Below are 26154 nucleotides of genomic sequence, written 5' to 3' on the forward strand. Positions count from 1 at the left end.
AGGACTAAAAACTTATATTGTAAACTTCAAACAGGATTATCTAACAAAAGTGTAAACCTATACCAGGACTAGACCCATACCCTCAGCCCGGAATTTTTAGCGACCTCATGTGGACATAGTGCATGGATAGTGCATCAATAGTGCATGAGGAGTGCATGAGGAGTGCATGCGAATAGTATAGATAGTGCATGGATGGTCCATGAGATACCCATGTCCGAAGTATTGGAGAGGCATCCGGGAAGTAACCATTACACCTGTCTTTCAAAGGGAATCGAATTTTCAAGTAGTAGCCGCTGCCGCAGCTTATCCGCGTATTGATGCGCAAATTTCTCTTTCTCATCTTTAGGCAGATGCAGATAGATCTCTTCCCGCTTTTCCTGGTCGTCCTGGTCGTCCTGAAATGGTTTTACCACCTGCAAATAATGCACATAATGACCGAATTCATGAGGCAATGTTCTGTATAATTGGGTGCTTCTTACATTGTCAGCTTCCAGCAATGCAGTATAATTCCTTTTGCTTTCTGTAAAGAAATGTCCGTCGCTGCGAAGCCTGGCTAATTCCTGCTGACCATCAGGATCAAGCTTACGTGACCATTTCAGTTTGCTCTTATAGTCAGCCGCTTCCAGTATAACTGCAGGATAATAGTCATCCTCAAACTCATAGGAGTAAATAAGCCGTCCCCAAACCCCTGAGAGAATTGCCTCTTTTCTTTTGGGCTGACGTAATACAATGAGTTTCAAATTACCATAGTCAGCAGGAGGAATATAACTGATCATCCTTTCGATATCTTTTACAGTACAGGCATGCTTGAAAGAAGTCGTATTTTTTTCGATAACAAAAAGAAATGTATGTCCATTTATAACCCGTTCTTGCTTTTCGTATGTTCCCAGGCGCTCATAAAACATCCGGTAGTCCGCGGACTTTGGTATAGTGAGCGTATTTTGCTGGCCATGTCCTTGTTTGGGAGTACCGATATTCCTGTTTCTCCGGGTGGGATTACGCACAAATTCATTTTTTCCGAAGATATATAAAATAGCGGTATCAGCTTTCAATGATGCTACTCAACAACATCTCTACTTAAACACCTCCCAAATCACCTCCCCGATATTCCCACCCGGCACCTGTATATTCAGCAGCGCCGCCACTGTAGGCGCAATATCCGTCATACCGGTGGTACGGTAGGTTTTCCCGGGCTTAATCCCCCAGCCCATCCATACAAGCGGGATATGCGCATCATATGGATACCACAGGCCATGTGTGGCGCCGCTGCGACCACCATCTTTCCAGCCGGCCTGCATCAGCAGGATCACATCGCCGCCGCGTTGCTTATTGTAGCCATTTATCAGCATGGTGCGTAATGGCTCATGCAAAGCGGCCGTACCGAGGTCGTGTAAACTAACGGCGTCGGCTATACCGGGCGTTGCTTTCAGTTTCTCTGTTACCAGTGTTATTACCTGTTGCAGGGGAATGTTCCGGGCGGCAAAGGCGGGCCGGTTGAGATACAGCTGGTAAGCCGACAAAGCCACTATGCCATTTGCCACACCAAAATGTTCCGCAATAGCGGTGTTGATATCTTTCAATACCGCGTCTGCATCCAGCAAACCGGTTGGCAGCCGGTGTGTTTCAAGGAAGCCGGGCGACTGCGACACGCCATGATCAGCGGTGATAAAATAGAGATAGTTTCCTTTGCCGAATCTTTTATCGAGATAGGTGAAGAATGCTTCCAGGTCTTTATCAAGCCGCAGATAGAGATCTTCTTCTTCAATAGAGTTAGGACCAAACTGGTGGCCAACAGCATCAGGAGAAGAAAAGCTGACGGCCAGAAAATCTGTTTCTGTACCGGCGCCGAGCGCGTACCCCTCTATGGCTGCTTTGGCAAAAGCAAAAGTAAGCGTGTTGCCATAAGGAGTGGTACGTATGGAGTTCTTTTCCCTGCCGGTAAAAGTATGCGGAAACACCGGCGCCTTTTCATGACCAAATGATTTCTCATAGTCTTTATTATCCGCATCACTTTGCGTATAGCTGCTGATGGGATATAATGTTTCCCAGCCTTTGTCCAGGTATTTCACCGGGAGCTGTTGTTCATTGAAGCGTTGCGCCCATTCGGGCAGCGCCTTCATGTAATAGCTGCTGGAAATAAAGTTGCCCGATTTACCATCATACCAGAAAGCCGCATTGGCAGTATGCCCTGCAGGAAGAATAGAGGCCCTGTCTTTCAGCGCTACGCCTACTACTTTGCTTTTGAAATTGGTGGCCAGCCGCAGCTCATCTGTTACGGTAGAAACAAGCAGATTGCGGGGCGACATATTCCCTGCTTTTCCTTCTGCGCCTACCGTGGTTTCGGTGCTGTCTTCCGTGCAGTACATGGATCGCTGTAACTCCCGGCTGTACCAGTCGTTGTCCACGATGCCATGCACTGCCGGGCTGCTGCCGGTATATACGGAAGTATGTCCGCAGGCAGTTACCGTAGGCGCGTAATTGATATACGTTTGCTCGCATTTAAACCCTTCGCGCAACAGGCGTTTAAAGCCGCCATTCCCATATCTTGCGGCGTAGCGGTACAGGTAATCCCAACGCATCTGGTCTACCATCATGCCTACTACAATTTTGGGTTTGGGTGCAGGCGACTGTGCCGCCGCATTCATCGCCAGCATCAACAGGATGCCTGCCGTATAAAGTTGTTTCATACTTTTAAATTATTCTAATACTTTCAGGTAACGCGCCATCCAGTAGGGCAACAAAAATTCATCTCCCGCCAGCTCGGATTCGCCGTTGCTGCCACCATCCAGGGTAAAGGCATTGGCGTTATGACGGTGTACGGGCTGTTCATCCAGTGGCAGCAGCACTTCGGTGTACTGGTGCCGGAAATTTGGCGGAAGGAGGGTAATATCTTTACGGTTAGAATTGGTAATCTTCCAGCTAATCAGGTCCATCGGGAAAGTTTGCAGCCACCAGGTAGTGGCAGATGCGTCGAAGTCTCCTGTGGTGGCCAGTGTAATCAGGTTCCATACGGCGTTCTTCTCCGGTTGCTCCACTTCCCAGTGGTTACGGATAGCGCCTTTGTATTGTGCCTTCAGCTCATCGGTGAATGCGTATTTATACAACACCCAATAAGTAAGAAAAGCCATTTCATCGTCAGAATGATTCCAGTCGCCCATCCCCATATCAATTCCCTGATGCAGGTATCCCGGTGTGGGTTTGATGGTGCGATAGTCGATCTGTATATTTTTCAGATAGCCGTACTTGTTAAGTAGTTTATAGGCTTCTGTTTTATATTTTTCTTTGCCTGTTAATTTATACGCCAGCTGTAAACCCGCAATGATAGTAGTGCTGCCCAGTCGCCGGTCGCCGATGGTAGTCGGGTACCAGTTGATGTACTCCGGATTCCAGCGGGCCCAGAGCGTGGGCTTGTTATCAATGTCCACCATTGTATACTTATGATCTACAATGTGCGTCATGATCTTATCAATAAAAGCAGTGACCCGTTTCTTTTCCTCCGGCGTTTCTGCCACCATCTCGTTTAATACCGCGGTAATCCAGATATAGGCTACATATTCATCGCTGCTGGTATGGCCCTTCCACTCCCATTCGGGATCGGGTGAATCGCGCCATCTTTCAGGGTCAGAATTTTTATAGCCTTTTCTTTCAAATGTCCGGGAAGGAAATCCTGTTAACTGGTTGATGGATAAAATTCTTTCAAATGCTTCAAACGCTTCCCAGGCATATCTTTTAGCCGTTGGATCATGTGTAACCGCATACCGGAAAGCCTGGCTGCCGAGGTAAAAGCTGCTCCACAATCCGTCATTATCAGTATCCGCCATTTCAGCTGATCCTACGTCGCCGGGAGGATTCAGGTGGAGGTTGGCGATGAAGCCATAACGGATGTGCCGCTCACGGATCTTGCGCTCAAAGAAAGCGGTTTTCTGCGCGAGTGTTTGTTGTATAAAAGCAATTTTATTAAGACCGGTACCGGTTAATACATACACATCACCATGACTATCGGCGGCCATACTTTTCACCACATCCTGATCCAGCCAGCGTTTGGAAGCAAAGTAACGGTAGGTGCCGGAATCGGTGTGCATAAAAGCACCAGCACCGGTGCCTGCCCATATATGCCCGTTGGTTACCAATAGCTCACTGATAACGGGAACGGGTACACGCGTTTGCAGCGACATACTCGTATCACCACTGTTGCGGTTAATACCATAGTAGCCATTAGCAGTACCAAGCAGGATATCGTTTCCTTTGAAAGCCATTGCGGTAGCATCTTTCACCATATGTACCGGTACAAACCGGTGGTCCTTCAGCGCATACACGGCTTTATTGGTTAAAATAAAGAAAGTGCCTCCATTGGCTTCCATCCGTTGCACGCCTTCAGGAATAAGCGGCAGCTCCTCCAGTTTTCCGTTGTTACCAATGGCAAGTGCATTGCTGCCAGACAACAACATACGACCGGCAGCATCTACTGCTATCCGGTTAAATTTCCCCTGCGGGAGATTGATATACGGGATGCCTGCATAGCCATTGGTCAGGCATTTATCTGCATAGAGATAATATAAATGACCACTTCCTTCCTGTGTAGTAACATCCACGGGGATCTTCTGCGCCAGCGGGCGGAAACGCAGATCGCGCACCAGGTCATTTCCGCTGAGGCGATAAAAGCCCTGCTTCGTAAGCACCTGTACGTTATCGTTGTAATCGGTGATCACTTTGATCAGCTCCAATCCCTGCGGAACGTTGTACTTAACAGAAACCGCCTGTGTAAAAGGCAGGTCGGACGTGGCACGGGCAGAACACGACAGCAGCAGGGCTGCCGCCAGGTAAGTTATTTTCTTCATCCCAATAATTTTATAATTTAATGAGCCACACTTCTGTGACCCTTGAATGTTGTCGCCAGTTAAGATGTTCTTCGTCGATGTTATCCCATGTCAGCAGCAGGGTACCGCTTTTACTGATAGCTGCGGGTACCGGAAATTCTTTTATTTCTCCTATTCCTTTGTTATAGAGAGATGGCTTGAGCAATACGCCATTCGCGCGCAGCAGGCTTTCGCCATAACCTGTTATTCTCACCACGTAGTGCGCGGTAGTATCGAGGTGATCATAACGCATGGCGGAAGGCCAGCGAAGGCTCACCATCCACGACAACCGTTTACGGCTGTAACCACTCTCCCACCAGTCGAACCCCGGCGTATCACTGCGGCGCATCAGCGGATCGGTGTGCAGGTCCTCTGGCCGGACTACATGCGGTGATTTTGATACATTGCCAATATCATCGTAGAAACTACCTGGCCCCGGATTCTCCCATCTCCCTATAGTATCCAGCGCCTTACGCTGCTCTGCCAACGGAAGCGTTTTGATATAACGGAACTTATCTTCCAGCCACCAGCGGTTATTCAACGGCCGGTCCAGGAAATCCAGCACCGCCCCTCTTTCCGGCCCGGCGGCTTTATACTTTGCCACACTGGTTTGCAGGGATACCGATTTATACAGCTCATCGCACAACGCTACAATACGATCGCGCCATTGCGGCATTACTTTTTTATCTGCCTGTTGCAATATCTTTTCGGCATTGGCGATCTCATTGCCCTTATGCTCGAGCAAGGTGCGGTTCACCTCCGCTTCCAGCGCGGCTTCCCGGATGGCACGCTCACGGGTATACGCATCGTAATAGGCTCTTAACAAACACATCTGCCAGCGCCAGTTGCCGGACAATTCTCCGTGTAGCCGTTCCTGTTGCTGCCACAGTGCAAGCGTGGCCGTTATACCACCATTATCTGCCACCGGTCCCTCCCAGTTCTTTTCCAGCGCAAGGATACCATCTGCTATCAGCTCCGGTGAAGCGGAAGGGAAAAAGTAATTGGCGTACTGGGTCATCATCTCCCGCACATCGGCCTGGCTGTTCCAGCCCAGCATGCTCCAGAGCATTTTATTGATATCATCGTGCGCGCCATCGGAGTAGCTGATAAAGCCATCCATATCGGGCGCAATAAAACGGTAGACGTTTGCATAATATACCGGCTGCGGATTCACCGGCTCACGGCCAAGGCTAAACGCAAATGCCGGGTCCCACCACACTACGGGATAGTCGCAGCGAACGGTATGGGTAATATCCGGGTAATGACGGATCTTGTATTGCGGTGGCAAAGCTGCACGGGTATCTTCCAGCGTAGGACTGGAAGGCCCCACTACTATACCTCCCAGCCACAACGGTTTGTATTGATGGATATAGGAATAAACGAATGCGCACTCCGTGGAATCGTAGCCTTGCAGCGATAACCAGATAGCAGCTTCCGGGTGATACTGTTTTAAGGGAACGGCTAAGTCCTCCAGCAATGGCAGCACCAGCTGCGGCGCATTGTTGCCGGGATCGCCACCGGGGAAGAACACCGCATCCAGCCGCACCGATTCGCGGAACAGCGTATCAAACTGCATCAGGAAATGATGTCTTTTAGCAGTATCCTTCAGGTCAAAAGTAGCGGGTGTCCATACTGAAAAATCCAGGTCGTATTTTTTACAGTACCCGCTGATCCGGCGGGTCATTTCGTTGGAAGAAACGGTGAAATGCGGCGATGCCGGCATAAACGGAATGGCTTCTATACTGTTAGCCCCAAAGATGGCCAGGTCGCGGATATACTGTTCATATTGTTCCGGCGTCCACCCGTCGTAGGAGTTAGCCAGGTTGCGGTAACCGATCTGGTGACCACGGATACCCTTTTCAGGTGTGGCATCTGCATTGATCACCTCCGGTAACACGGCCTCCTTTTGCCGGTACTGCATGATGCGCAGCAGGTAGCCCGCACCATATAACAAACCGCGGGGGCCATCTCCTTCTATGAGAATGGTACGCCCTGTGGTGCGGATATGATAAGACTCCTTATCACATTTCTTTGTTTGAAAGATGATCACCCTCCCTTTTTCCGGCGTCTGCGCTGTAATGGGCCATACGATACCAGTACGGCGTTTCACTTCTTCCTGTAATACCTGTGCGGCGATCTGCTTATCTTTCGATACAATCGTTACCTGTGCTATACAGAGTTGCGGAATGAAAAACAATATGATAAGGAATCCTCTCATTATTTCATAAACTGATTAATATAAAAAAAAGGAATAGCAGGACGGTTATTTCATTTTATTCTTCAGGAGATTTTCTCCGTTGGCTTGTTTCTCCAGGTCAAACGCATCATACAATTCGCCGGTGGTTGTGTAGGCGCGGAACGATACCATCTTTGGTTTCACATCCACTACCTGGAATAGCTGTGTATAGGAGCCGGTGCGGGTCATCCACGGCTGCGGATTTATCTCCGACATTTTGGGTCCGCTTACAGACACCACGTATACCGGTCCCTTGTTGCCATCGCGGCCACGTGCGTAGGTATGGTCATGCCCCTGCAATACGAGGTCTACTTTATACCTGTCGAATAGCGGCTTAAAGTTTTCACGCAGCCGCTCATTGTTGCGGCTCTTCTTGGTGGATAATACCGGGTGATGGAACGTGATGGCCGTCCACCGGTTGGGATTGTTTTTCAGCAACTGTTCCAGCCACACCTTCTGACGGGCCAGTAATGTATCGGATATTTCCACCTCCTGTGAGTTGAGTGAAATAAAACGCATGCCCTGTACATCTGTATAGTAGCAGGTTTCCTCCAATCCCACCGGACCGTTTTCCGGCAAGGTAAACTGTGGCCGCCAGAAAGCAGAAGGAACATCCTGCCCTGCAGCGTTTTCGTAATATTCGTGGTTACCCGTGGTCATCATACCGGGAACGGTGCCATGAATAAAGCCACCTGCCTCAAACCATTGCTGCCATTCGTTGTTATTATTGCCCCTGTTCACGAGGTCGCCCGCATGAATGATGAGGCGCGCATCCGGCGCCACCGACCAGGCTTTGCGGATAGTTCTTGACCACATGGAAAAGATGTTTACCTGCGCATCTCCCAGGTAAATAAATGAAAACGGTTCGCCCGGCAATCCTGCTGTGCGGAAGGAAAACCATTCACTCCAGTTGTCCCCCTGCCCTACGCGGTATACGTAGTTGGTATTGGGTTGGAGGTTGTTGAACGTAAAATGATGATACCGTACCGGTAAGGAATCTGCGAAAGGCGGTGTTGTAACCGCAGTATATCGTACAGCCGTTGCCGTGAAACGCGGATCGGCAGTAGCAGGCGCCAGTTCGGCATAACTGATAGCTGCATCCTCACTGGTTCTCCAGGTAACAGCTGCTGAACGGGAAGGGTCTTCCGTTACATTCAATACAATCCTGTCGGGCCGCAAACGCTGGGCATATGCTTGTTGTAAAAAGCAGGTGGCCAGCAGCCACCCGCTTATCAGTATTTTCTTCATAGCTTTTACTTCAGGTACCACATCAGCGTGGTTTGTTTATCTGCTCCAAATACGGTGAGTGCTTTCTGGTATTGTTCTTCATTGGTATCTCTTTCGCCGGTAGGATAAATATATCGTTTAGGCAGCACCGTAGTGGACGACATAGGACCCAGTACAAATTTAGGCAGGCCGGTGCGGCGGTTATCAAACCACGCTTCCGCGCCTTTCAGGAAACCGGCAATCCACTTCTGACCGATGAGTTGTTCCAGGGTACCATTGTATTTTACAGACGCCTGGTTGAAATAACCGGCATCAATGGCAGCCTGATCTACGCCATAAAATTTCATGTTGGCATGGATGCCATCATAGTAGAGGCTTTCGGCTGTTTTACCCGGCACGGTTACTTTGCCCGCCTGCACACACTCTGCGAGGATGAAACAAACTTCTGCATAGGTAAGCATGCTGGCTTTTAACATATCCGCCTTGCTGCTGCTGAACAAAGAAGAAAGACGGGAGATATTATTCTTACCCCCATTATAATCGTAAGGTGCAGGAATCGCATTAGGTACACCCACATAAGGATTGGGATCTGTTTTCCATCCTGTCAGCGAATCCACGCGCGCTATCCATACTTTCAGGCGGGGGTCATTCCGTTGTAATAATGCATCCACAATTTCCTTGCTGGGCTTGCGCTTATCGAATTCATCATATGAACTCGCCTGCAAACTACCCGGCCAGCTGTTGGCAGCTACAGCGCCCTGGTAAATGATTTCCGCGTTATCTGCATTACTTTCAAAGATGGGATACTTACTTTTATTGTTCAGGATCTCCTGCATTTCTGTGAATGCAGTGGGATAGTTTTTAGAGATACGCAACAACATCCGCAAACGGAGTGAGTTGGCAAACTTCCGCCAGTTCAGCGGCTCTCCTTTGTACATCACATCTGCTTTAGTATCTACCTTATCGGTCATGGTGGACAGCTCGTCATTGGCTTCTTTCAGCGTTTGCAGTAAAGCCGGGTATACCGCCTGTTGCGGATCATACTTCGGATGCGCCAGCGTTTGACTCTTCAGCAACAACGCTTCACTGTATGGAATATCGCCAAACAGGTCAGTGATATATGCAAAGTTAAAAGCTTCCAGCACCTTGCCTACAGATACGTACTGCGGCACATTCAGCTTCTTTGCCAGGTCCATCATTTCCCGGTTGGATGATAACTTTGAATAGTAGCCATCCCAGCTTTGAGGGCCCCAGTCGAACTTATCGTTTCCCTCGTTCCGCACCATCGTGATATAACGACCGGCAGAAGCAGGCTTATCAAAGTAAGCTTCTTTCTGGTAATCATACGCGGTATTGATCAGCACGGAGGACAACAGGAATTCAGGATTGATCACTTCCGACTCGTTCGGATTCACATTGATATCTTCCAGCCCCTTTTCGCAGGATGCAAAGAGAACGCCGAAAATCAGTATCAGGTATTTAAAAGGCATGCGTTGCATAACCATATAATTATTGGTTTAGAAATTGAAACCTACCTTAGCGCCATAAGAACGGGTGTAAGGTAATCCCCAGCTGGCTACGCCCGGAGAGAAACTACCGTTGGAGATCGTCATTGCCGTTTCCGGATCGTACCCTTGTTCTGCAGCAGTCCAGGTAAACAGGTTGCGTGCAATCAGTGATACTGTCAGATTTCCCAGTGGCAGCTTGCCCAGTGTTTTCTTTGAAAAGGTATAGGTGAGAGATGCTTCCCGGAGCTTTACATAACTGGCGTCGAAAGTAGACCGGCCATTGAAACTCCAGTAGTATTCACCATAATAGTTTTCCGGATCGGTAACCTTATCATTGAGTTTGTATTTACCATTTCCGTCATCTATATAACCGAAAAGGATCATGCCATCTGTGCGGTTGTTGCCATCTGCATCTTTCCAGGCCAGGCCACCGGTTTTCGGATCACGACCCGGAACCGTGGTTTGTGTACGGCCATCACTCAACAGGTTCTTTGCCACATAAGAGAAGAAGTTACCGCCCTGGCGCCAATCGATCAGCACATTCAGCGTAAACCCTTTGTAAGTAAAGGTATTATTAATACCGAGCATAAAGTCGGGGTTATAGTTACCTATCTTTACATAATCATTTAACTGCTGGTAACCACCTTCATCACTCAATAAAGGCTGACCTTTAAATTCCCCATCCGGTACGGTAGCCCAGGTTTGCGCATACATGTCGCCCATTTCAGCGCCTTCTTTTACAAGGAAGCGGATCCCTTCTGCACTGCCCAACTGGTAACTGCTCACGCCATCAATCAGCTTCAGCACTTTATTACGGTTACGGGTATAGTTTAATTGCAGATCCCAGCGGAATGGCCCTGCTACCGGTGTTGCATTCAACCCGATCTCAATGCCTTTGTTCCTGATCTTACCGGCGTTGGTTACCATGTTGGAATAACCTGTAGCCATTGTTACCGGTATCCTGATGATCTGGTTACGGTTTACGGTGTTATAATAAGTAAAGTCGATACCGAGTCTTCCTTTCAGGAAACGAACATCTGCCCCAAATTCATGCGAGGTAGCAATCAGTGGTTTCAGCCGGTTATTTTTCAGCACATTGCTGATGTTTGCCAGCTTCACATCGTTCCAGTCCTGGCCAAAGCTGAAGGTATTGTACAAATTATAGGGATCGGTATCACCACCCACCTGTGCCCAGTTGGCACGGATCTTTGCAAAAGACAATGCATCCGATTTAATACCCAGCATATCTGATACAATCAGGCTCAGTGAAGCCGAAGGATAGAAATAGGAATTGTTGCCGGCGGGCAGGGTACTGGACCAGTCGTTACGCGCTGTCAGATCCAGGAATGCATAGTTGCGGAAGCTCACCTGTCCCATGCCGTACACGCTGTTGATCCGTTTGGTATACCTGCTGGAATTATTTACTACCGTACCTGCTTTGGCATTGGAAATATTGTATAATCCTGGAATCACCAGTGCTTCTGATTTCTGGCTGGAGCCCTTGCCGGTTTGGTTCATGCGGTTGGCGCCTGCGGAAACAGATACAAAGAAATCGGAGTTGATATTCTTTTTATAACTCAACAGGAAGTCGGTATTCTGTTCCCTGAAAAATTCTGTTTCAAAAGCATACGCGCCGGTTGGGTTCTTTACTGCACTGAAAGGACGTTTACTTTCGCGTGTTTCAGAGTAGAGATCCATGCCGGTACGGCCCATCAGCGATAAGTCTTTCGTGATCTGGATATTCAGTTCCACGTTACCGGTCATACGGTCACGGTCAAACCCGTTGATGAATTCATATGCCACCAGGTAAGGGTTATCGGTAGATCCGGGTACATGTGAAAACTGCTTCAGTCCTTCTTTACCGGGCAACCAGTAGTTGCGCAGCTGCCTGATATCTACGTTCGGTGTAGTGGTATATACGATGTTACTCACGCTCCCCCGGTTAAAAGTAGGCCGGTTGCCGCTGCTGTTTTTCGTATAGCCGATATTGGTACTCACCCTGATGCTGGAATTCAGATTATATCCTGCTGCTAGGTTGAGCGTATTTCTTTTCAGATCGGTATTTGGAATGATGCCTTCATTTTTCAGGTTGGTAAACGACAGGCGGAAGTTACCATCCTTGTTATTACCGGTGATGGCAATGTTATTGGTGAAGGTAGATCCGGTACGGAAGAAGTCCTTATGCCGGTCGGGGTAAGATACCCAGTCGGTTGGAATAGGCTGTCCGTTTGCATCCAAAGGGCTGTTCCATTGTACATGTTTGGTACCTACGTCCAGCCGCGGTCCCCAGGAAGCGTCAGAAATAGTTTCATCAGAACCTTCACGGTCGCCGGAACCAAATTCATTCTGGAATTTCGGAAACAGCCAGGGCTGATCAAACATGGCGCTGGAGTTAACGGAAACGCCTAAACCTTTAGTGGCGCCTGAGCCGGATTTGGTGGTGATGAGGATCACGCCGTTGATAGCGCGGGAGCCATATAAAGCGGAGGCGCTGGCGCCTTTCAGTACAGAGATGCTGGCGATATCATCCGGGTTAATATCCGAGATGGTGCTGCCATAATCCACTACTACCTGTCCTACGGGTTGTTTCGGGTTACGCACCGCCGGTGCAATGGGGATACCATCCACTACATACAAAGGCTGGTTATAGCCTTCCATGCTGCTTTGGCCGCGAATGGTTACCAGCGAGGTACCGCCCGGATCAGAGCTGGTGCTTCTTACGTTTACACCGGTTACTTTACCGGCTAAGGCGTTGGCAATGTTAACTTCTTTTACGGTGCTTACCTGGTCGCCTTTCAGCGTGGCAATAGAGTAGCCGAGTGCTTTCTCCTGGCGCTTAATACCGAGGGCGGTAACTACCACGTCGTCCAAACTGCGTACGGTAGCCACTAACTGCACCTGCAGGTTACCGTTGCCGGCCACTGCTTCTTTTGATTGGTAACCAACGGAGCGGAATACGAGCACCGCATTGCTGCTTGCTACCTTAATGGTAAACTGTCCGTCTACGTTGGTAGCCGTACCATTCGAGGTTCCTTTTTCATGTACGCTTACACCGGGAAGGGCTACACCGCTTTCATCGGTGACGATGCCTTTTACGGTAACTTCCTGTGCTTTGGTGGTGTTGGCTTCCCCGCCGGAAGGACGGATCGCGTAATCATGATCGCTTAATTTTACTGCCTGTAAACCCAGTGGTGTAAGCATTTTCGTTAGCTGGACTTCCAGGTTACTGTCGGTAACACGGAGTTGTTTTCCTGCTACAAATTTATCCGCTACCTGTGTGGGCGAATAATTAAAGCTGATGTTAAACCTTGTTTCGAGGTTGGTCAGCATCTGCCGGAGTGGGATGGTTCCTGCTTCCCCGGGAGTATTTCCGCTTCTTACCATTAATTGCTGTGCGCTGGTTTCGGTGGTCAGCAGCAGCAACAACAGCAGCATTGCTCTCCAGGGAGAATAAAGCTTCGTAAAGCTCTTTTGCATAACTGTAAATTTTAAAAACCTTATTCAAAAATGATAACTGAATTGCTTTGTTTCATTTTCAGCTGATGTACGGTGGCCATAGCTTTCAACACCATCGAAGGATCGTCAGCAGGACCGGCGCCTGTAAATAACAGGCCTTCCATTTTCTTATTCCTGAACTGAATCTTATAACCGTAAATATCTTCCAGTTGCTGTGCAACGCTTATCAACGGCGTGTCCCTGAACAGGAGCCGGTGTTGCTTCCAGGCGGTAAGCTGCACAGGATCTGCCTGCAGCCGGTGATGTGCTCCCGGCGTAAAAGACATCATGTCGCCAGGCTTCATATCCAGGCTATCGTTCACTACAATCTTTCCTTCTTCCAGTAATACCTTCACCTGGTCGTGACGGTGGTATACATTAAAGGCAGTTCCTTTTACTTCAATGGTGACCTGCGGCATCAGCACCCGGAATTTGGGATGCAATCCGGCGGGCGATTTGGATACATTAAAATAGGCTTCGCCATTCAGCGTTACTGCTCTTACATTTTCTTTTGTCCATTTGCGGGGATAAGAAACAGATGAATTGGCATTTAGCTGTACAATAGAACCGTCGGGCAGTTGCAACGTTTTGGTTTCCCCGAAACCGGTTTGAACAAGAATGTTTTCAATGGGTGGTTCGCTTCCCTGTGCATACCATATACCGGCAAACAGCAACACGGCGGCAGCGGCAGCCAGGGCATAATACCAGGGCCTGCGGGCAGTTCCGTTATTTTTTTTAATAACGGGTTCGTCCAGCAACAGATCTATCTGATCTTTCACCGCATCCATTTCTTCCATGCTTATTTCGTTGGTACGGAACCGTAGTGCCAGCACCAATGCGCGGGCATCCTGCAGTGCCGCTTCCTTTTCGGGATGCGCTGTTATCCAGCCTTCCCAGAAAGCAGCACCTGTTTCTTCCAGCACCCACGCACGGAATAAGTCATCCGCAGCAAAATCTGCTGCGTCGAATTCACTATAGTTCATAAAAAAGTACCTTGTACAATAAGAAGAGTCACGAATCGAAAAAATACCCTCAGGGAAACGGATATTTTTTAAAACTTTTTTTTAACGGAACATCAGGGCTGATTCATCCTGTGCCAGCAGCTCTTTTAATTCTGCTATGGCCCGGTATATCAAGGTCCGGGCATACTTTACTTCTTTCAATACCATAATATCGGCAATCTCCTCGTAGGAAAGACCTTCATAGAAACGCAGGTATACGGCTTCTTTCTGGCGGAGGGTAAGGGCATTCAGTTTTTGTTGCAGCAACCGCGTGGCGTTTTCGGTATGCTGCCGGTTGATGAGGATACTTTCCGGGGAAAGCTCCAGGGCGAAAGTGGAGGCTGTGCCTTCGTCGAGGCTGGCAGGGCCGTGCGCCGACTTATCAAGATACCTGAACAGCTTTCTCCTGGCGGCTACCATCAGGTAACTTTTGAGGCTGACAGGAAGTGAAAGGCCGGCCCTTTGCATAAATAGCTGCGAGAAGAAGTCCTGTAACATATCCTTTACCAATGCACGGTCTGTTGTAAACCGGATGCAGTAGCGGAACAGCAACGGAAAGTAGCGCCGGTATATTTCCCCGAAGGCGTCCCGGTCTCCGTTACGGAGCCGGACCCACAGGAACTGTTCATCTTGCTGAGGATTGTATGGACTGCTTGACATCTATTGTGTGAATTAGCATAAGGATCTTTCTCTAAACTACACATTGGCCGGTTGCCGTCATAACTTCCTGTCAGAAATAACATCGATTTAATGTGAGGGTAAAGGCGCCGACACCACTTCCCAGATCTGTAAACGCTCGCACCAGCCTTTAAAATCACGGTAAATCTGCTGCAAGGTTTCTTTCTGTTCCGGCGTCAGCTCCAGCGCATGGGCGCGGCTGATGGTACGTACAGGAATACCTCTTAACTGCAGAAAATATTTTGCGCTCAGCGGATAAGCTATATGGATCAGCGGGTCTACTCTTTGCAATTCCGATTGTATCCAGCGCACATCTTCCTGCCGGCTTTCATCATTTACATGATTACACAGCCACACCAGTATTTCAGGATAAAAATTTCCGGAGATAGACGACATACCAGCTGCTCCCATTTCCATAGATGCTACCGCATTAGGCGTATGTGCATCGTAGAACTCCAGCCGGCTGCCCGCTGTTACGGCCAGTTTGGCGCGCACGTTTTCTACTTTGCAGGAAGTGTCCTTGTGATAAATGAGTCGGTTGGTAGCCAGTAAGGTTTGCAGGATTTCCGGTGTAATCACTCTTTTATAAGGCGCAGGGCATTCGTATAAGCCTAACGGAATATCGCCGGTCAGCGAAAACAATTCCTCAAATCTTTGCAGCAGCACCGCATCCGGCTCATCTATATTGGCGAAATGACCGGTGATCATGATCACAGAATCCACACCGGTATCATAGATCTTTTGTGTAAACAGCGCTTTGTCTTTGATGGTAAGACCAAACGACCCGGTGGCCACTACCGGCACACGGCCATTCACATAGCGCACTACGTGGCGTGTCAGCTCCAGTCGCTCATCCTCGCTGATACTGTACATTTCGGACGACAGGCAGTTGGCGAAAAAACCTTTTACGCCGGCATCCAGATAAAAATCTACCAGGTGCTCCACCATGTCATGGTCAATCTGCGCTTTCAGATTAAAGGGGGTGATCATCACCGGTACAAATTTCTTTTGCATAACAAACTGGTTTTAATAAATCAGGAAGTTTTAAGACGTTGCAGCCGCGATAGCAGCATTCCCGCCAGGAATATTGATAAAGTTCCCACCACGATGATCATATGCGCATGCAACGGGCTGCGCAGATTTACCCATCCGGCGGGCAGATACTTTGATAACGACATCCACAGGATCACTATAATACCAATGATGGTAGCAGTAACCGCTGTGGCATTTTTTGTTTTGGAGATAATACCCAGCAAAAACAATCCCAGCATGCCTCCCGCAAAAATACCAGACAGCTCCCACCACATGTCAAGAATACTCTTCACGCCTATCATGGAAATACCAAAACCAATAGCCAGCAAACCCGATAAGGTAGTGGCGATATACAATACCCGCATTTCCTTTGCAGGCGTGATTTTCGGATCAACATACCGCTGATAGATATCTTTCAGAAAAACAGTAGCGGTACTGTTCATGCCACTGCTGACGGTACTCATCGCAGCTGAAAGAATGGCTGCTACGATTAAGCCCATAAGTCCTTTAGGCACTTTGGTGACCATAAACCAGGGCAATACTTTATCGCCGTAATCAGCTGGCTGCAGTGATGCAACCGGTACCTGCCTTTCCGCAGCCACCTGTTGTTTCAGCGGCAGCAGCAGTTCCGGATGCTGTTGCGCATACGCATACAAGGCAGTGCCGATAAAAAAGAATACCATGCTCACCGGCACATACCAATACACGCAAAGCCATATACTGCGCGACGCTTCCTTTTCTGAACGGGCCGTATGATAGCGCTGTACATAGTTCTGGTCCATCCCGAAATTATTCAGGTTAATAAAAAAGCCATACAGGAACACCACCCAGAAAGTAGACGTACTGAAATCCCGCAGGGAAAAACTGCCCAGGGAAAATTTCCCATCTGCCATTCCTATCTTCCAGATATCCTTCACGCCATCGTTCATTCCTGTAATCACCAGCCAGAGGATCACGATGGCGCCGGCGGTTTTTACAATCCCCTGCAATACCTCTGTCCAGATCACCGCTTCCATACCGCCCAACACCGTATATATAATGATGCATACGCCGGTAACGGTCATGATAGTACGCATTTCCAACCCCGTAAGCGCCTGCAGCGCCAGCGCCACACCAAAAAAGATGGAGCCCATCCGCGCCAGTTGCATCAGGATAAAACAAACCATCGCATATGTTCTGGCCCACGGGCCAAAGCGGTGTTCCAGGTGTGTGTAGGCGCTCACTTCACCGCTGCGCCGGTAAAACGGCACAAAATATTTTGCCGCAATAAAAGCTGCCAGCGGCATAGATAAACTGAATACAAAAGCATTCCAGTTACTGCCAAATGATTTTCCCGGCACGCCGAGAAAAGTATTACTACTTAAAAACGTGGCATACAAAGAAAGCCCCAAAGCCCAGCCCGGTATAGTTCCTGATGCCGTGGTAAATTGTGCTGCGTTCCTGTTTTTCCGTGAAAACCATACCCCCACTCCAATCATACATAGCAGGTAAATGGCGATTACAGCCAGATCAATTATTGGCAGTTGGTGCATAACGATTCTCCGATTGGTTGATAAAACCAGTTCAATACGTGGATGAATAAATATTACAGTCGTTACACGAAGATTGCTAATTTTTATGGATCAAACAATGTTGAATGTTATGAAAAGAATAGCTTAAATTACTATTGCGATGAACAACCTGGCCGCCAACACACCGACCACCTGGAACTTACCGGACCACCTGAAACGCAAGCTGGAAAAGCATCCGCTTGGCAGGAACCTTTTTATTACCACCATTGGCCTCTATCCTGAAAATGCTGCCCGCGAAATCAGCGAACCAAAGGGCGCTCCGGTATACACCTTATTATATGTAACACATGGAAAAGGATGGCTGGAAACCGGGAAAAAGAAAGTGGCCATCAAATCCAATCAATACCTGCTTTTTCCAAAAGGCGCCGCGTTCCGCTCCGGCCCTTCGGCCGAAGAACCATGGCGCATCTACGCCGTACAGTTTTCCGGCAAGCTCGCTGACGACATCTACAGCTACCTCGGCACCGGCCTGAAACCACATACCATTCCGCCGCTTGTAGGGCGCAATGCGCAGTTCGATGATATCCTCCATCATCTCGACCTCATGAATAATATAGAAAACCTGCTGTATGCCAATTTCCGGTTCTATAGTTTCCTGGGTACCTTCCGGCTTACTGTTTTCAATTATATGAAGAAGGGCGCCGACAATATTATTGAGCAATGTATCCAGCTCATGAAACGAAAGCTGGACCAGCACCTCACCCTGGCCGACCTTTCCAGGGAAACCTGTATTTCCGCCTCATACCTGTCGGCCCTCTTCAAAGAAAAAACACGCTACTCTCCCATCCAGCTGTTTACCTCCCTGCGGATGCAGAAGGCCAGCCAGCTGCTGAAAGATACCCATCTTACCGTAAAAGAAATTGCGCAGGAAATGGGATACCCCGATCAATACACGTTTTCCAGGTCGTTTAAACTGATCATGGGGGTGTCGCCCAAAAAATTCAGGGATAAAGGCTAGTTTATATTAACCAATTGTTAAGCGGTGAGGGATATACCGTTTCAAAACGAATATATAGAAGGAACGAAACTCCTTCCATCATTTAATACCAAAACACATGCACTTTTTTATCCCCCGTTATCTATTTATTGTACTGTCTGTATTTTGTATACTTACAGGCGCCTGTAAAAAAGATAAGCCTGCAACGCCCCAAAAATCGCCTAAGTATGAACTGGTGACGGGTACCTGGAAACAACAGGACATCGTGCTGGCTGTAGCCGTTAAATTGAATAAACAGAACATTCCCGCAGGCACCAGCATCATTGCGCTTGCTCCGCTACTCGGACCGGGCGGCGCCCTGTTCACCTGCACCGTTAACAACACCTACCGGTTTAATGCCGATGGTTCCTTTGCCATTGAGGGCTGCACCACGCTGATCCTGCCTGTTGCGGGCAACAGCGGTACGTGGGACCTGGATGTACATGATTCGGTGTTGAAACTTATTTCTGCCAAAGGAGAAAACGACCCGCACTGGATCGAAAATATCAGCAGCACCAACCTGGATCTTTCCCTCACGGTAACGATCCCCGGTGTAGCTACGGTACCCTTAATATTAAAATTGAAGAAATAAACGAACCGCGGAGATATCGCATGCTATTGTTGAAAATAACAATAATATAATCGGTAATTCCTTGTATCTTGTTTAGGCTGATCAGATATTTGCTGGCAATTATGGAAAGTATTGTACAGGATATTATCAATGGGAATATCGAAAGTTTTAAGATGGTATACCAACAGTACCACACAAAACTTTACTTCTACGTGCTGAAATGTACACACTCCGTTTACATAGCGGAGGAAACTGTGCAACTTACTTTCATACTCCTCTGGGAAAAACGGGAGAAGCTTTCAACAAACTTCAATATCTCCACACAAATTTTTCGTATAGGCAAAAGCGTGATGACCGACCTGCTCCGCAAACAGCAGGTGCGTAACCGTCATACGCAAACACTGGTAAAGGATACCACTACCTGGCATGTGGAAACAGACATCTCTGTAAAGGAAGAACTGAAACGGGTGTACAACAGTATAGAACAACTATCTCCCATCCGGAAAAATGTTTTTAAACTCAGCCGCTTTGAAGGACTTCCGCACAAAGAAATTGCCAGGCAGTTATCCATCTCCCCTAAAACAGTTGAAAACCATATTGTACGGGCTATCCGGCAATTAAAAAATTCCCTGCTGCTACTGCTGCTACTCGTGATCTATTAACTAAATGTTATGCAGTGAGGGATTTACTGTTTTCAAACGAATACTTACTATGAAGCATTCAGCAACACTTATTGAAAAGTTTCTCCGGGATGAATGCAATGAAGCAGAGAAGCAATGGGTAAAAGAATACATTGCGCAGCATCCGGAGGCTTTACAACCTTACTTAACGGAAGAAAGCTGGCATGCTTTCCAGCCCGGCCAGCAATTACCGGAAGCCATTTCCGGTAAAATGATGACGGTGATCGAAGGTCGTACTTTTCAGAAGAAACAAATAAACAGGCGTTGGTATGCAGCGGCAGCAGCTGTTGTACTGATTATTTCCGGCGGACTCCTATGGACTTTGTTACGTCCGTTGCCCGTGAATAAAACAATGGCCGTAAAACTCGCGCAAACAAATGTTGCTCCGGCAACAGCGTTACGTACGGTGATGAACCACACCCGCAAAACAATGCCGCTGCAGCTGAGCGATGGCAGCATTGTTGAACTGTCGCCGCAAAGCGAGGTGAAATACCAGGAGCCGTTTACCGGCAGCCGCAGGGATGTTTATTTAAAAGGACAAGCCCTCTTCCGCGTAACCGGTAATAAAGAGCAACCATTCACCGTATATGCAGGCCAGCTTGGCACCACCGCATTAGGCACCGTGTTTAAAATAACTGCATGGAACGGGAAAGCGATCACACAGGTACAGCTGATCAGCGGCAAGGTAGTGGTAAAGCAGGAGCATGCACAGGCACCCGATGTTTACCTGCTTCCCGGCCAGGCACTGCGCTACGACCGGCAAAAAATGCTGGTAACTGTGAATGCGGCCATCAGCAATAAAAAAGATAAAGCACCTGTACGCATAAACGAAATTATCACGTTCAACAATGAACCGCTGGTGGGCGTTTTCAAACAGATGTCTGAGAAATACCACGTCAGCATACAATATACAGAAAGCAGCCTCACAGGCATGAATTTCACCGGAACATTCGACAGTAGCAAAGAAACATTAAAAGAATTCCTGACGACTATTGGTACGTTAAATAATCTTACTATTAATCAGAAAGATGATGTTATCTACATAGTACAATAATCCCGGAAAACAGTTCCCATACTTACAACACAGGCAGCCTCCATGAGGCTGCACGGACTTCCTTTTGCCTAAAAAACGAACATATTATGTATGTAAAAATCAAACAATCACGCCCCACCACCATTATCTGGCTACTGCTGTTGCTCTGGCAACTGATGGCCGGAAACGCAGTGGCGCAGAATGCACGCCCTGCCGCTATTGGTATGATAAAAAATGAAAGTAATGAAAGCCTGCCCGGTGTAATGGTGAAAATGGAAGACGCAGATAATAAAGTACTGGCCAGCACCGTCACCAACGAAAAAGGCATCTTTACCTTTGCCAAACTCCCTGCAGGTGGTCCGTATCATTTCGTGCTATCACAAATGGGTTACACCACCGATACGCTGCGCGGGTATATGATCAACGACTCCAGCAAATTATCACTATCGGTTGTACTGAAAAAAAAAGTAGAAGAGTTAAGCCAGGTACTGGTTACGGCACTGGGCATTAAAAGAGAAAAGAAAGCGCTGGGCTATTCTGTGGAAGAACTGGGCGGCAAGGAATTTAACCGGGTAGCACAGGAAAACGTGCTCAACTCCATGTCCGGAAAAGTGGCGGGCGTTACTATTAACTCCACCGGCACCACCGGGTCGTCTGTAAGTATGATCATACGCGGCGCTACCTCCCTCAGCAGCGATAACCAGCCGCTGTTTGTAGTAGATGGCGTACCTGTAGCCAACACCGTGAACAACATCAGCCAGATCGGTAAAGATAATATGGTGGACTATGGCAATGCCATTTCCGATATCAACCCCGATAATATTGAAAGCGTTACTATCCTGAAAGGCCCCAGCGCCGCAGCATTGTACGGTTCGCGCGCTGCCAACGGCGTAGTGCTCATCACCACCAAAACAGGCAGAAAAGTAAATAAGGTAACTGTTGATGCGTATGTAAACTCCGTATTCGACATTCCCTACAAATACCTGAAATGGCAAACGAAGTTTGGCTCCGGTCAACTTGCAGGCATTCCATTTTCACGCAGCGGCAACCTGCTCACTAATCCTTTCGGCACCATCATCCAGGAAAATGTAGACGGCACCTTTGGCGCCGAGCTGGATATGGGTTATGAAGAAGTGCAGTGGAACAGCCCGCTCGATGCAAACGGCAAAAAGATCCCCATGCCGCTGGTATCGCATAAAGATAATGTGAAGAATTTTGTCAACACCGGCATCACTACTATCGCCGGCGCTTCGGTAGCCAACAACAATGATAAGATCTCCTATCGTGTTTCCTATGCGAACATGTCCAACAAGGGAATCATCCCGAACACCGATCTCTATAAAAATACATTGAGCCTGAACTCGGGTCTGCAGGTAAACTCAAAGCTCAGCCTAAGCACCAACATCGATTTCAGCCGCAATAACTCCAACAACCGCGCTGCCGGCGATCGTGGCGCTAACCCGCTGCAGGCTGTATACAGCATCTCCCCGCATATTGATGTGCGCGACCTGGCCGACTACTGGATGCCGGGCCAGGAAGGATTACAGCAACGCACCCAATACAATGGCGTATTCAATAATCCTTACTTCCTCGCGTATGAAGTAAAGAACGGGTTTGTGCGGGACCGGCTGTTTGGTAATATCCGGGCCGACTGGAAAATACTGCCATCCCTTACTTTCATGGCGCGGTATGCACTGGATACCTATGGCGAAAAAAGAGAAACCAAAATTTCCAACAGCTACCTGAATAATCCCGGCGGCGCTTATGGTATCATCAACATCGATAACTACGAGCGCAACATGGACGTGTTGCTTACCTATAAAAAAGCCATTCATCATTTCGACATGTCCGTTTCTGCCGGTGGCAATATGCGGTACCAGACAGGCAGCAACGTTACCACGTCTACTAAAGACGGTACCGGTCTTAATACACCCGGTGTGTATACGATTCAGAATATTTCTCCCGCAAACCTCAACTTCTACAGCAGCACCTTTGAAAAAGGCGTGAACAGTATTTATGGTATGCTCAACGTGGGATATAAAGGGATGGCCTATCTTGATGTGACGGGCCGTACCGACTGGTCCAGCACCCTCCCCGACGCGGCTTCTTACTTTTATCCGTCGGCCTCGCTGAGTGTACTTCTGAATGAAATGGCGCACATCACCTCTTCCAATATCAACATGATCAAGTTAAGAGGCGGTGCAGCACAGGTAGGTAACGATGCTTCGCCATACCAGCTGGTAGCTACGCTAGGCAGCGTGGGCGCCTGGGGAAATATACCGCGGCTCACCACTTTCGGCACCTTGCTGAATCCTTTCCTGAAGCCGGAAATCGCCACTTCGTATGAAGGCGGTGTTGATATCAACCTGTTTCAGAACCGCCTGCATTTTTCAGGCACTTACTATATTGTTGAAAACAAGAACCAGATCTTCAGTCCTAAAACACCTCCTTCTTCGGGCTACTCTTCCCGCAGTATCAACGCCGGTTTGCTCAGGAGCAGGGGCATTGAATTAACGCTTGGCGGCACACCTGTGCAAACAAGAAACTGGAAATGGGATGTGAACTTTAACTTCACCCGAAACAGAACCCGCATCATTTCCCTGCCGGATGATATGCCTTATTATACCCTTTGGGAAGAAGGAAAAGGCGGCGCCTGGACTTATGTGGGAGAAGATATCGGCGACATCTACGATGCACAGCTGGTAACAGTTACAGACAAATCCTCCCCTTACTATGGCTACCCCATATTGGATAACACCGGTAAATGGCAAAGTATAGATGCTATCAATACAAAAAATAAGATTGGCAATTTTAACCCTGATTTCATCATGGGTTTCCAGACATCCATCTCTTATAAAAACTTTACACTGAACATGACCTTCGACTGGAGGAATGGCGGTGATTTTGTATCGCAAACTTATCGTTATGGAGAAGAACATGGCAACTCGCAGCTGTTCCTCGATAAACTCACGGACCCCGGTACTATGAAAGGGCAGGAACTGCGCGACTATCTCGTAAGTCACCAGGATCAGCTGGTAATCCCTACCGGCAACAACTTCCCGCTGGTAGGTGGTCCTACGCCTGAATACAACAGCTTTCCTTTTACTTATGGCCCGTATGTGCTGCCTTATGGCGGCGTATTTATTCCGGGTGTAAGAGCAAAAGGATATGATAGCAATGGCAACCCTACCGGCTATCTCGAAAATCTTGGTAACGATGGCACCCTCACGCTTCCTTATGCAGGTAGTACTGCCTGGTCGTTTACCAGGGCGTTCTTATTTCCTGCATCATACCTGAAGCTGAGAGAAGTGTCGCTTACTTATGAGCTGCCGCAGCGACTGATCAGTACCGCCAGGTTGCAACGCGCCAGCTTCTCGGTATACAGCAGGAATATTATCCTGTGGACAGCTGCCAAGATCGGCATCGATCCGGAAAATGCCTATCAGCCTTCTACCGCTGTACAGGGCTCTGGTATGCAGTTTAAGCAGGGTATTGAAAGATACAATGTTACTCCCTGGGCTATCCCGGTGGGCGCAAAACTGAACGTCACCTTTTAAGTGTTCCTTTAACTCTGATATATGAAAACAGTGCGTAAATCTATTATACTCAGTATCGGGCTCCTTTGTTTATCTGTTGCGTCCTGTAAAAAGGACCTGATCAACATGAACGAAAATCCCAACGGCGGCAATCCGGCTACCGTCAATCCCAACCTGGTGTTATCTACTGTGCTCACCACCACAGGGTACCAGCTGGTATTCCTGGGTTACCAGGATATGGCCGGGGTGATGCAGCACACGCAAAAAGATGGCTGGACCACCACTCACAACGAATACGACTGGTCCGGTTCCAACAGCTGGACCGGCTATTACGACGTACTGAGAAACAACCAGCTGGTATATAAACGTGGAGTGGAACTGAACAGTGAACTGCACCAGGGCGTTGCGCTGGTAATGAAGTCGCTGCTCTTTGGCCTGATCACGGATCTCTGGGGCGATGCGCCTTACACCTACGCCCTGCAGGGTGAAAATGGTACGCCCGAAACCACGCTGCCGGTATTTGATCCGCAGCAAACTATTTACGCCGGCATCCTCGCTGATCTTGAAAAAGCAAACGCCCTGCTTTCAAAGCCTAAAAGCGCTTATGCCAACCCGATTGACGCCGTGGATGTGTACTACCAGGGCGACCCCGTGAAATGGCGTAAAATGGCTAATTCCCTCGCATTACGGTATTATATGCGCCTGTCTGAGAAGCTGCCGGCGATCGCAAAAGCCGGTATTGAAAAAATAGTAGCCGATCCTGCGCAATATCCGCTTATCCTCAACATCGATGGCTCGGAAGATGCCACCATGTCGTTCCCCGGCAACAGCAATGCGGATTCCTGGCCCATGAATGTGGCCTACGATACCGACAGCAGCAACTACCGCCGGTTAAAAATGTGCAGCACGTTTGTAAATGCGCTGCAATCAAGACACGATCCCAGGCTGGGCGTATGGGCCAGTAAAGTACAGTGTTTTTTATTGGTAGATGATACCAAACCAGCCGGCACCGGCAACGTGTATAAAGCCACAGACACCGTGATAGCAGGAGAACCGCGGAAGGTAAGATACATCTCGCCCGATGTGCTGGCCTCCAAAGGACTTACCATCAATGATATTAACCAGGATGAAAATTACGTGGGACTTCCCCCGGCTATTTCCGGCCCGGCGGTATATAACCTCAGTCCCGATGCCAGCCAGGCATCAAGGAACCCGCATGTTTCGTGGCTCAACGATATCTATAAACAACCGAAAGGACCGTTGTTGAAGTCGAGGATCATTTCCGCATCGGAAGTACATTTTATTCTTTCGGAAGCTGCAGCGGTGAAAGGATGGGCGGCCGGTGATGCGGAAGCGCATTACAACGCAGGCGTTCAGGCATCGCTGAATGTATGGGGAGTGGCCGGCAGCAGCGCAGCTTATCTTGCGCAGCCTGCCGTGAAATTTAATCATACACAGGAACAGATCATCCTGCAAAAATGGATCGCCAGCTGGACTGCCGCTACCGAAGCATGGGCCGATTATAAAAGAACAGGCTACCCGGTGTTGCAGGCCGGTCCCTATGCGAAAGCGCCCGTAGTACCTGTACGTTTGTACTATATGCTGGAAGAACGTAACCTGAACAAAGCCAATATGGAAGTGGCTGCAGGCCGACTGGAAGTAACCACTTACTCGTCTTTTGGCGCCAATGGCAGCAAAAATAGTCCGTGGTCAAAACCCTGGATTATTCAGGGCACCGGAAAACCCTGGTAATT

17 protein-coding genes are annotated in these 26154 nt (G+C 48.5%); 6 read left to right on the plus strand and 11 right to left on the minus strand.

The window, feature by feature from the left end:
- Positions 1–248 precede the first annotated feature (248 nt).
- From V7S65_RS30685 to V7S65_RS30735, 11 genes are all read right to left on the minus strand, one after another.
- Entirely contained in the window at positions 249–1004 is a 756-nt protein-coding gene (locus V7S65_RS30685) for a hypothetical protein (protein ID WP_336389396.1), read from the minus strand.
- Positions 1005–1073: 69 nt separating this feature from the next.
- Positions 1074–2687, minus strand: a complete 1614-nt coding sequence (gene pafA / locus V7S65_RS30690; protein WP_336389397.1) for an alkaline phosphatase PafA — start codon at positions 2685–2687, stop codon at positions 1074–1076.
- Between the two features lie 9 nt (positions 2688–2696).
- Positions 2697–4838 (minus strand): hypothetical protein, encoded by a 2142-nt coding sequence (locus V7S65_RS30695; protein ID WP_336389398.1) that lies wholly within the window; start codon positions 4836–4838, stop codon positions 2697–2699.
- Between the two features lie 10 nt (positions 4839–4848).
- The gene (locus V7S65_RS30700) at positions 4849–7074 is read right to left on the minus strand and encodes a glycoside hydrolase family 20 zincin-like fold domain-containing protein (protein WP_336389399.1); all 2226 of its coding nucleotides are present in this window, start codon (positions 7072–7074) and stop codon (positions 4849–4851) included.
- 45 nt (positions 7075–7119) lie between these two features.
- On the minus strand, positions 7120–8340 hold the full coding sequence (locus tag V7S65_RS30705) for a metallophosphoesterase family protein (protein ID WP_336389400.1): 1221 nt from the start codon (positions 8338–8340) through the stop codon (positions 7120–7122).
- Between the two features lie 5 nt (positions 8341–8345).
- A complete protein-coding gene (locus V7S65_RS30710) occupies positions 8346–9824 on the minus strand; it encodes a SusD/RagB family nutrient-binding outer membrane lipoprotein (protein WP_336389401.1) in 1479 nt (492 codons plus the stop codon).
- Between the two features lie 12 nt (positions 9825–9836).
- Entirely contained in the window at positions 9837–13304 is a 3468-nt protein-coding gene (locus V7S65_RS30715; RefSeq protein WP_336389402.1) for a SusC/RagA family TonB-linked outer membrane protein, read from the minus strand.
- A 20-nt stretch (positions 13305–13324) separates the two neighbouring features.
- Positions 13325–14305 carry a FecR family protein gene (locus tag V7S65_RS30720; protein WP_336389403.1) on the minus strand — a complete coding sequence of 327 codons (981 nt, stop codon included), beginning with the start codon at positions 14303–14305 and terminating at the stop codon, positions 13325–13327.
- Between the two features lie 81 nt (positions 14306–14386).
- Positions 14387–14983, minus strand: a complete 597-nt coding sequence (locus V7S65_RS30725) for an RNA polymerase sigma factor (RefSeq protein ID WP_336389404.1) — start codon at positions 14981–14983, stop codon at positions 14387–14389.
- An 87-nt stretch (positions 14984–15070) separates the two neighbouring features.
- Positions 15071–16015, minus strand: coding sequence for a dihydrodipicolinate synthase family protein (locus tag V7S65_RS30730; RefSeq protein ID WP_336389405.1), 945 nt, complete (start codon positions 16013–16015; stop codon positions 15071–15073).
- A 20-nt stretch (positions 16016–16035) separates the two neighbouring features.
- Positions 16036–17565, minus strand: coding sequence for a sodium:solute symporter (locus V7S65_RS30735; RefSeq protein ID WP_079472364.1), 1530 nt, complete (start codon positions 17563–17565; stop codon positions 16036–16038).
- Between the two features lie 139 nt (positions 17566–17704).
- On the opposite strand from V7S65_RS30735, the gene V7S65_RS30740 reads away from it, so the two are divergent.
- The 6 genes from V7S65_RS30740 (at position 17705) to V7S65_RS30765 (ending at position 26152) form a co-directional block, all read left to right on the plus strand.
- The gene (locus V7S65_RS30740) at positions 17705–18562 is read left to right on the plus strand and encodes an AraC family transcriptional regulator (RefSeq protein WP_336389406.1); all 858 of its coding nucleotides are present in this window, start codon (positions 17705–17707) and stop codon (positions 18560–18562) included.
- Between the two features lie 97 nt (positions 18563–18659).
- Positions 18660–19172 (plus strand): hypothetical protein, encoded by a 513-nt coding sequence (locus V7S65_RS30745; protein ID WP_336389407.1) that lies wholly within the window; start codon positions 18660–18662, stop codon positions 19170–19172.
- Between the two features lie 101 nt (positions 19173–19273).
- Positions 19274–19813: an RNA polymerase sigma factor gene (locus V7S65_RS30750; RefSeq protein WP_133256293.1), complete on the plus strand. Its 540-nt coding sequence runs from the start codon at positions 19274–19276 to the stop codon at positions 19811–19813.
- Between the two features lie 49 nt (positions 19814–19862).
- Positions 19863–20885 (plus strand): FecR family protein, encoded by a 1023-nt coding sequence (locus V7S65_RS30755; RefSeq protein WP_336389408.1) that lies wholly within the window; start codon positions 19863–19865, stop codon positions 20883–20885.
- A gap of 86 nt (positions 20886–20971) precedes the next feature.
- Complete coding sequence (locus tag V7S65_RS30760; RefSeq protein ID WP_336389409.1) at positions 20972–24421, plus strand: SusC/RagA family TonB-linked outer membrane protein; 3450 nt, start codon at positions 20972–20974, stop codon at positions 24419–24421.
- A 21-nt stretch (positions 24422–24442) separates the two neighbouring features.
- Positions 24443–26152: a SusD/RagB family nutrient-binding outer membrane lipoprotein gene (locus V7S65_RS30765; protein ID WP_336389410.1), complete on the plus strand. Its 1710-nt coding sequence runs from the start codon at positions 24443–24445 to the stop codon at positions 26150–26152.
- Positions 26153–26154 lie beyond the last annotated feature (2 nt).

This window comes from Chitinophaga sp. CCNWYY40 (assembly GCF_037483205.1).
In the GTDB taxonomy this organism is placed as follows: domain Bacteria; phylum Bacteroidota; class Bacteroidia; order Chitinophagales; family Chitinophagaceae; genus Chitinophaga; species Chitinophaga ginsengisegetis.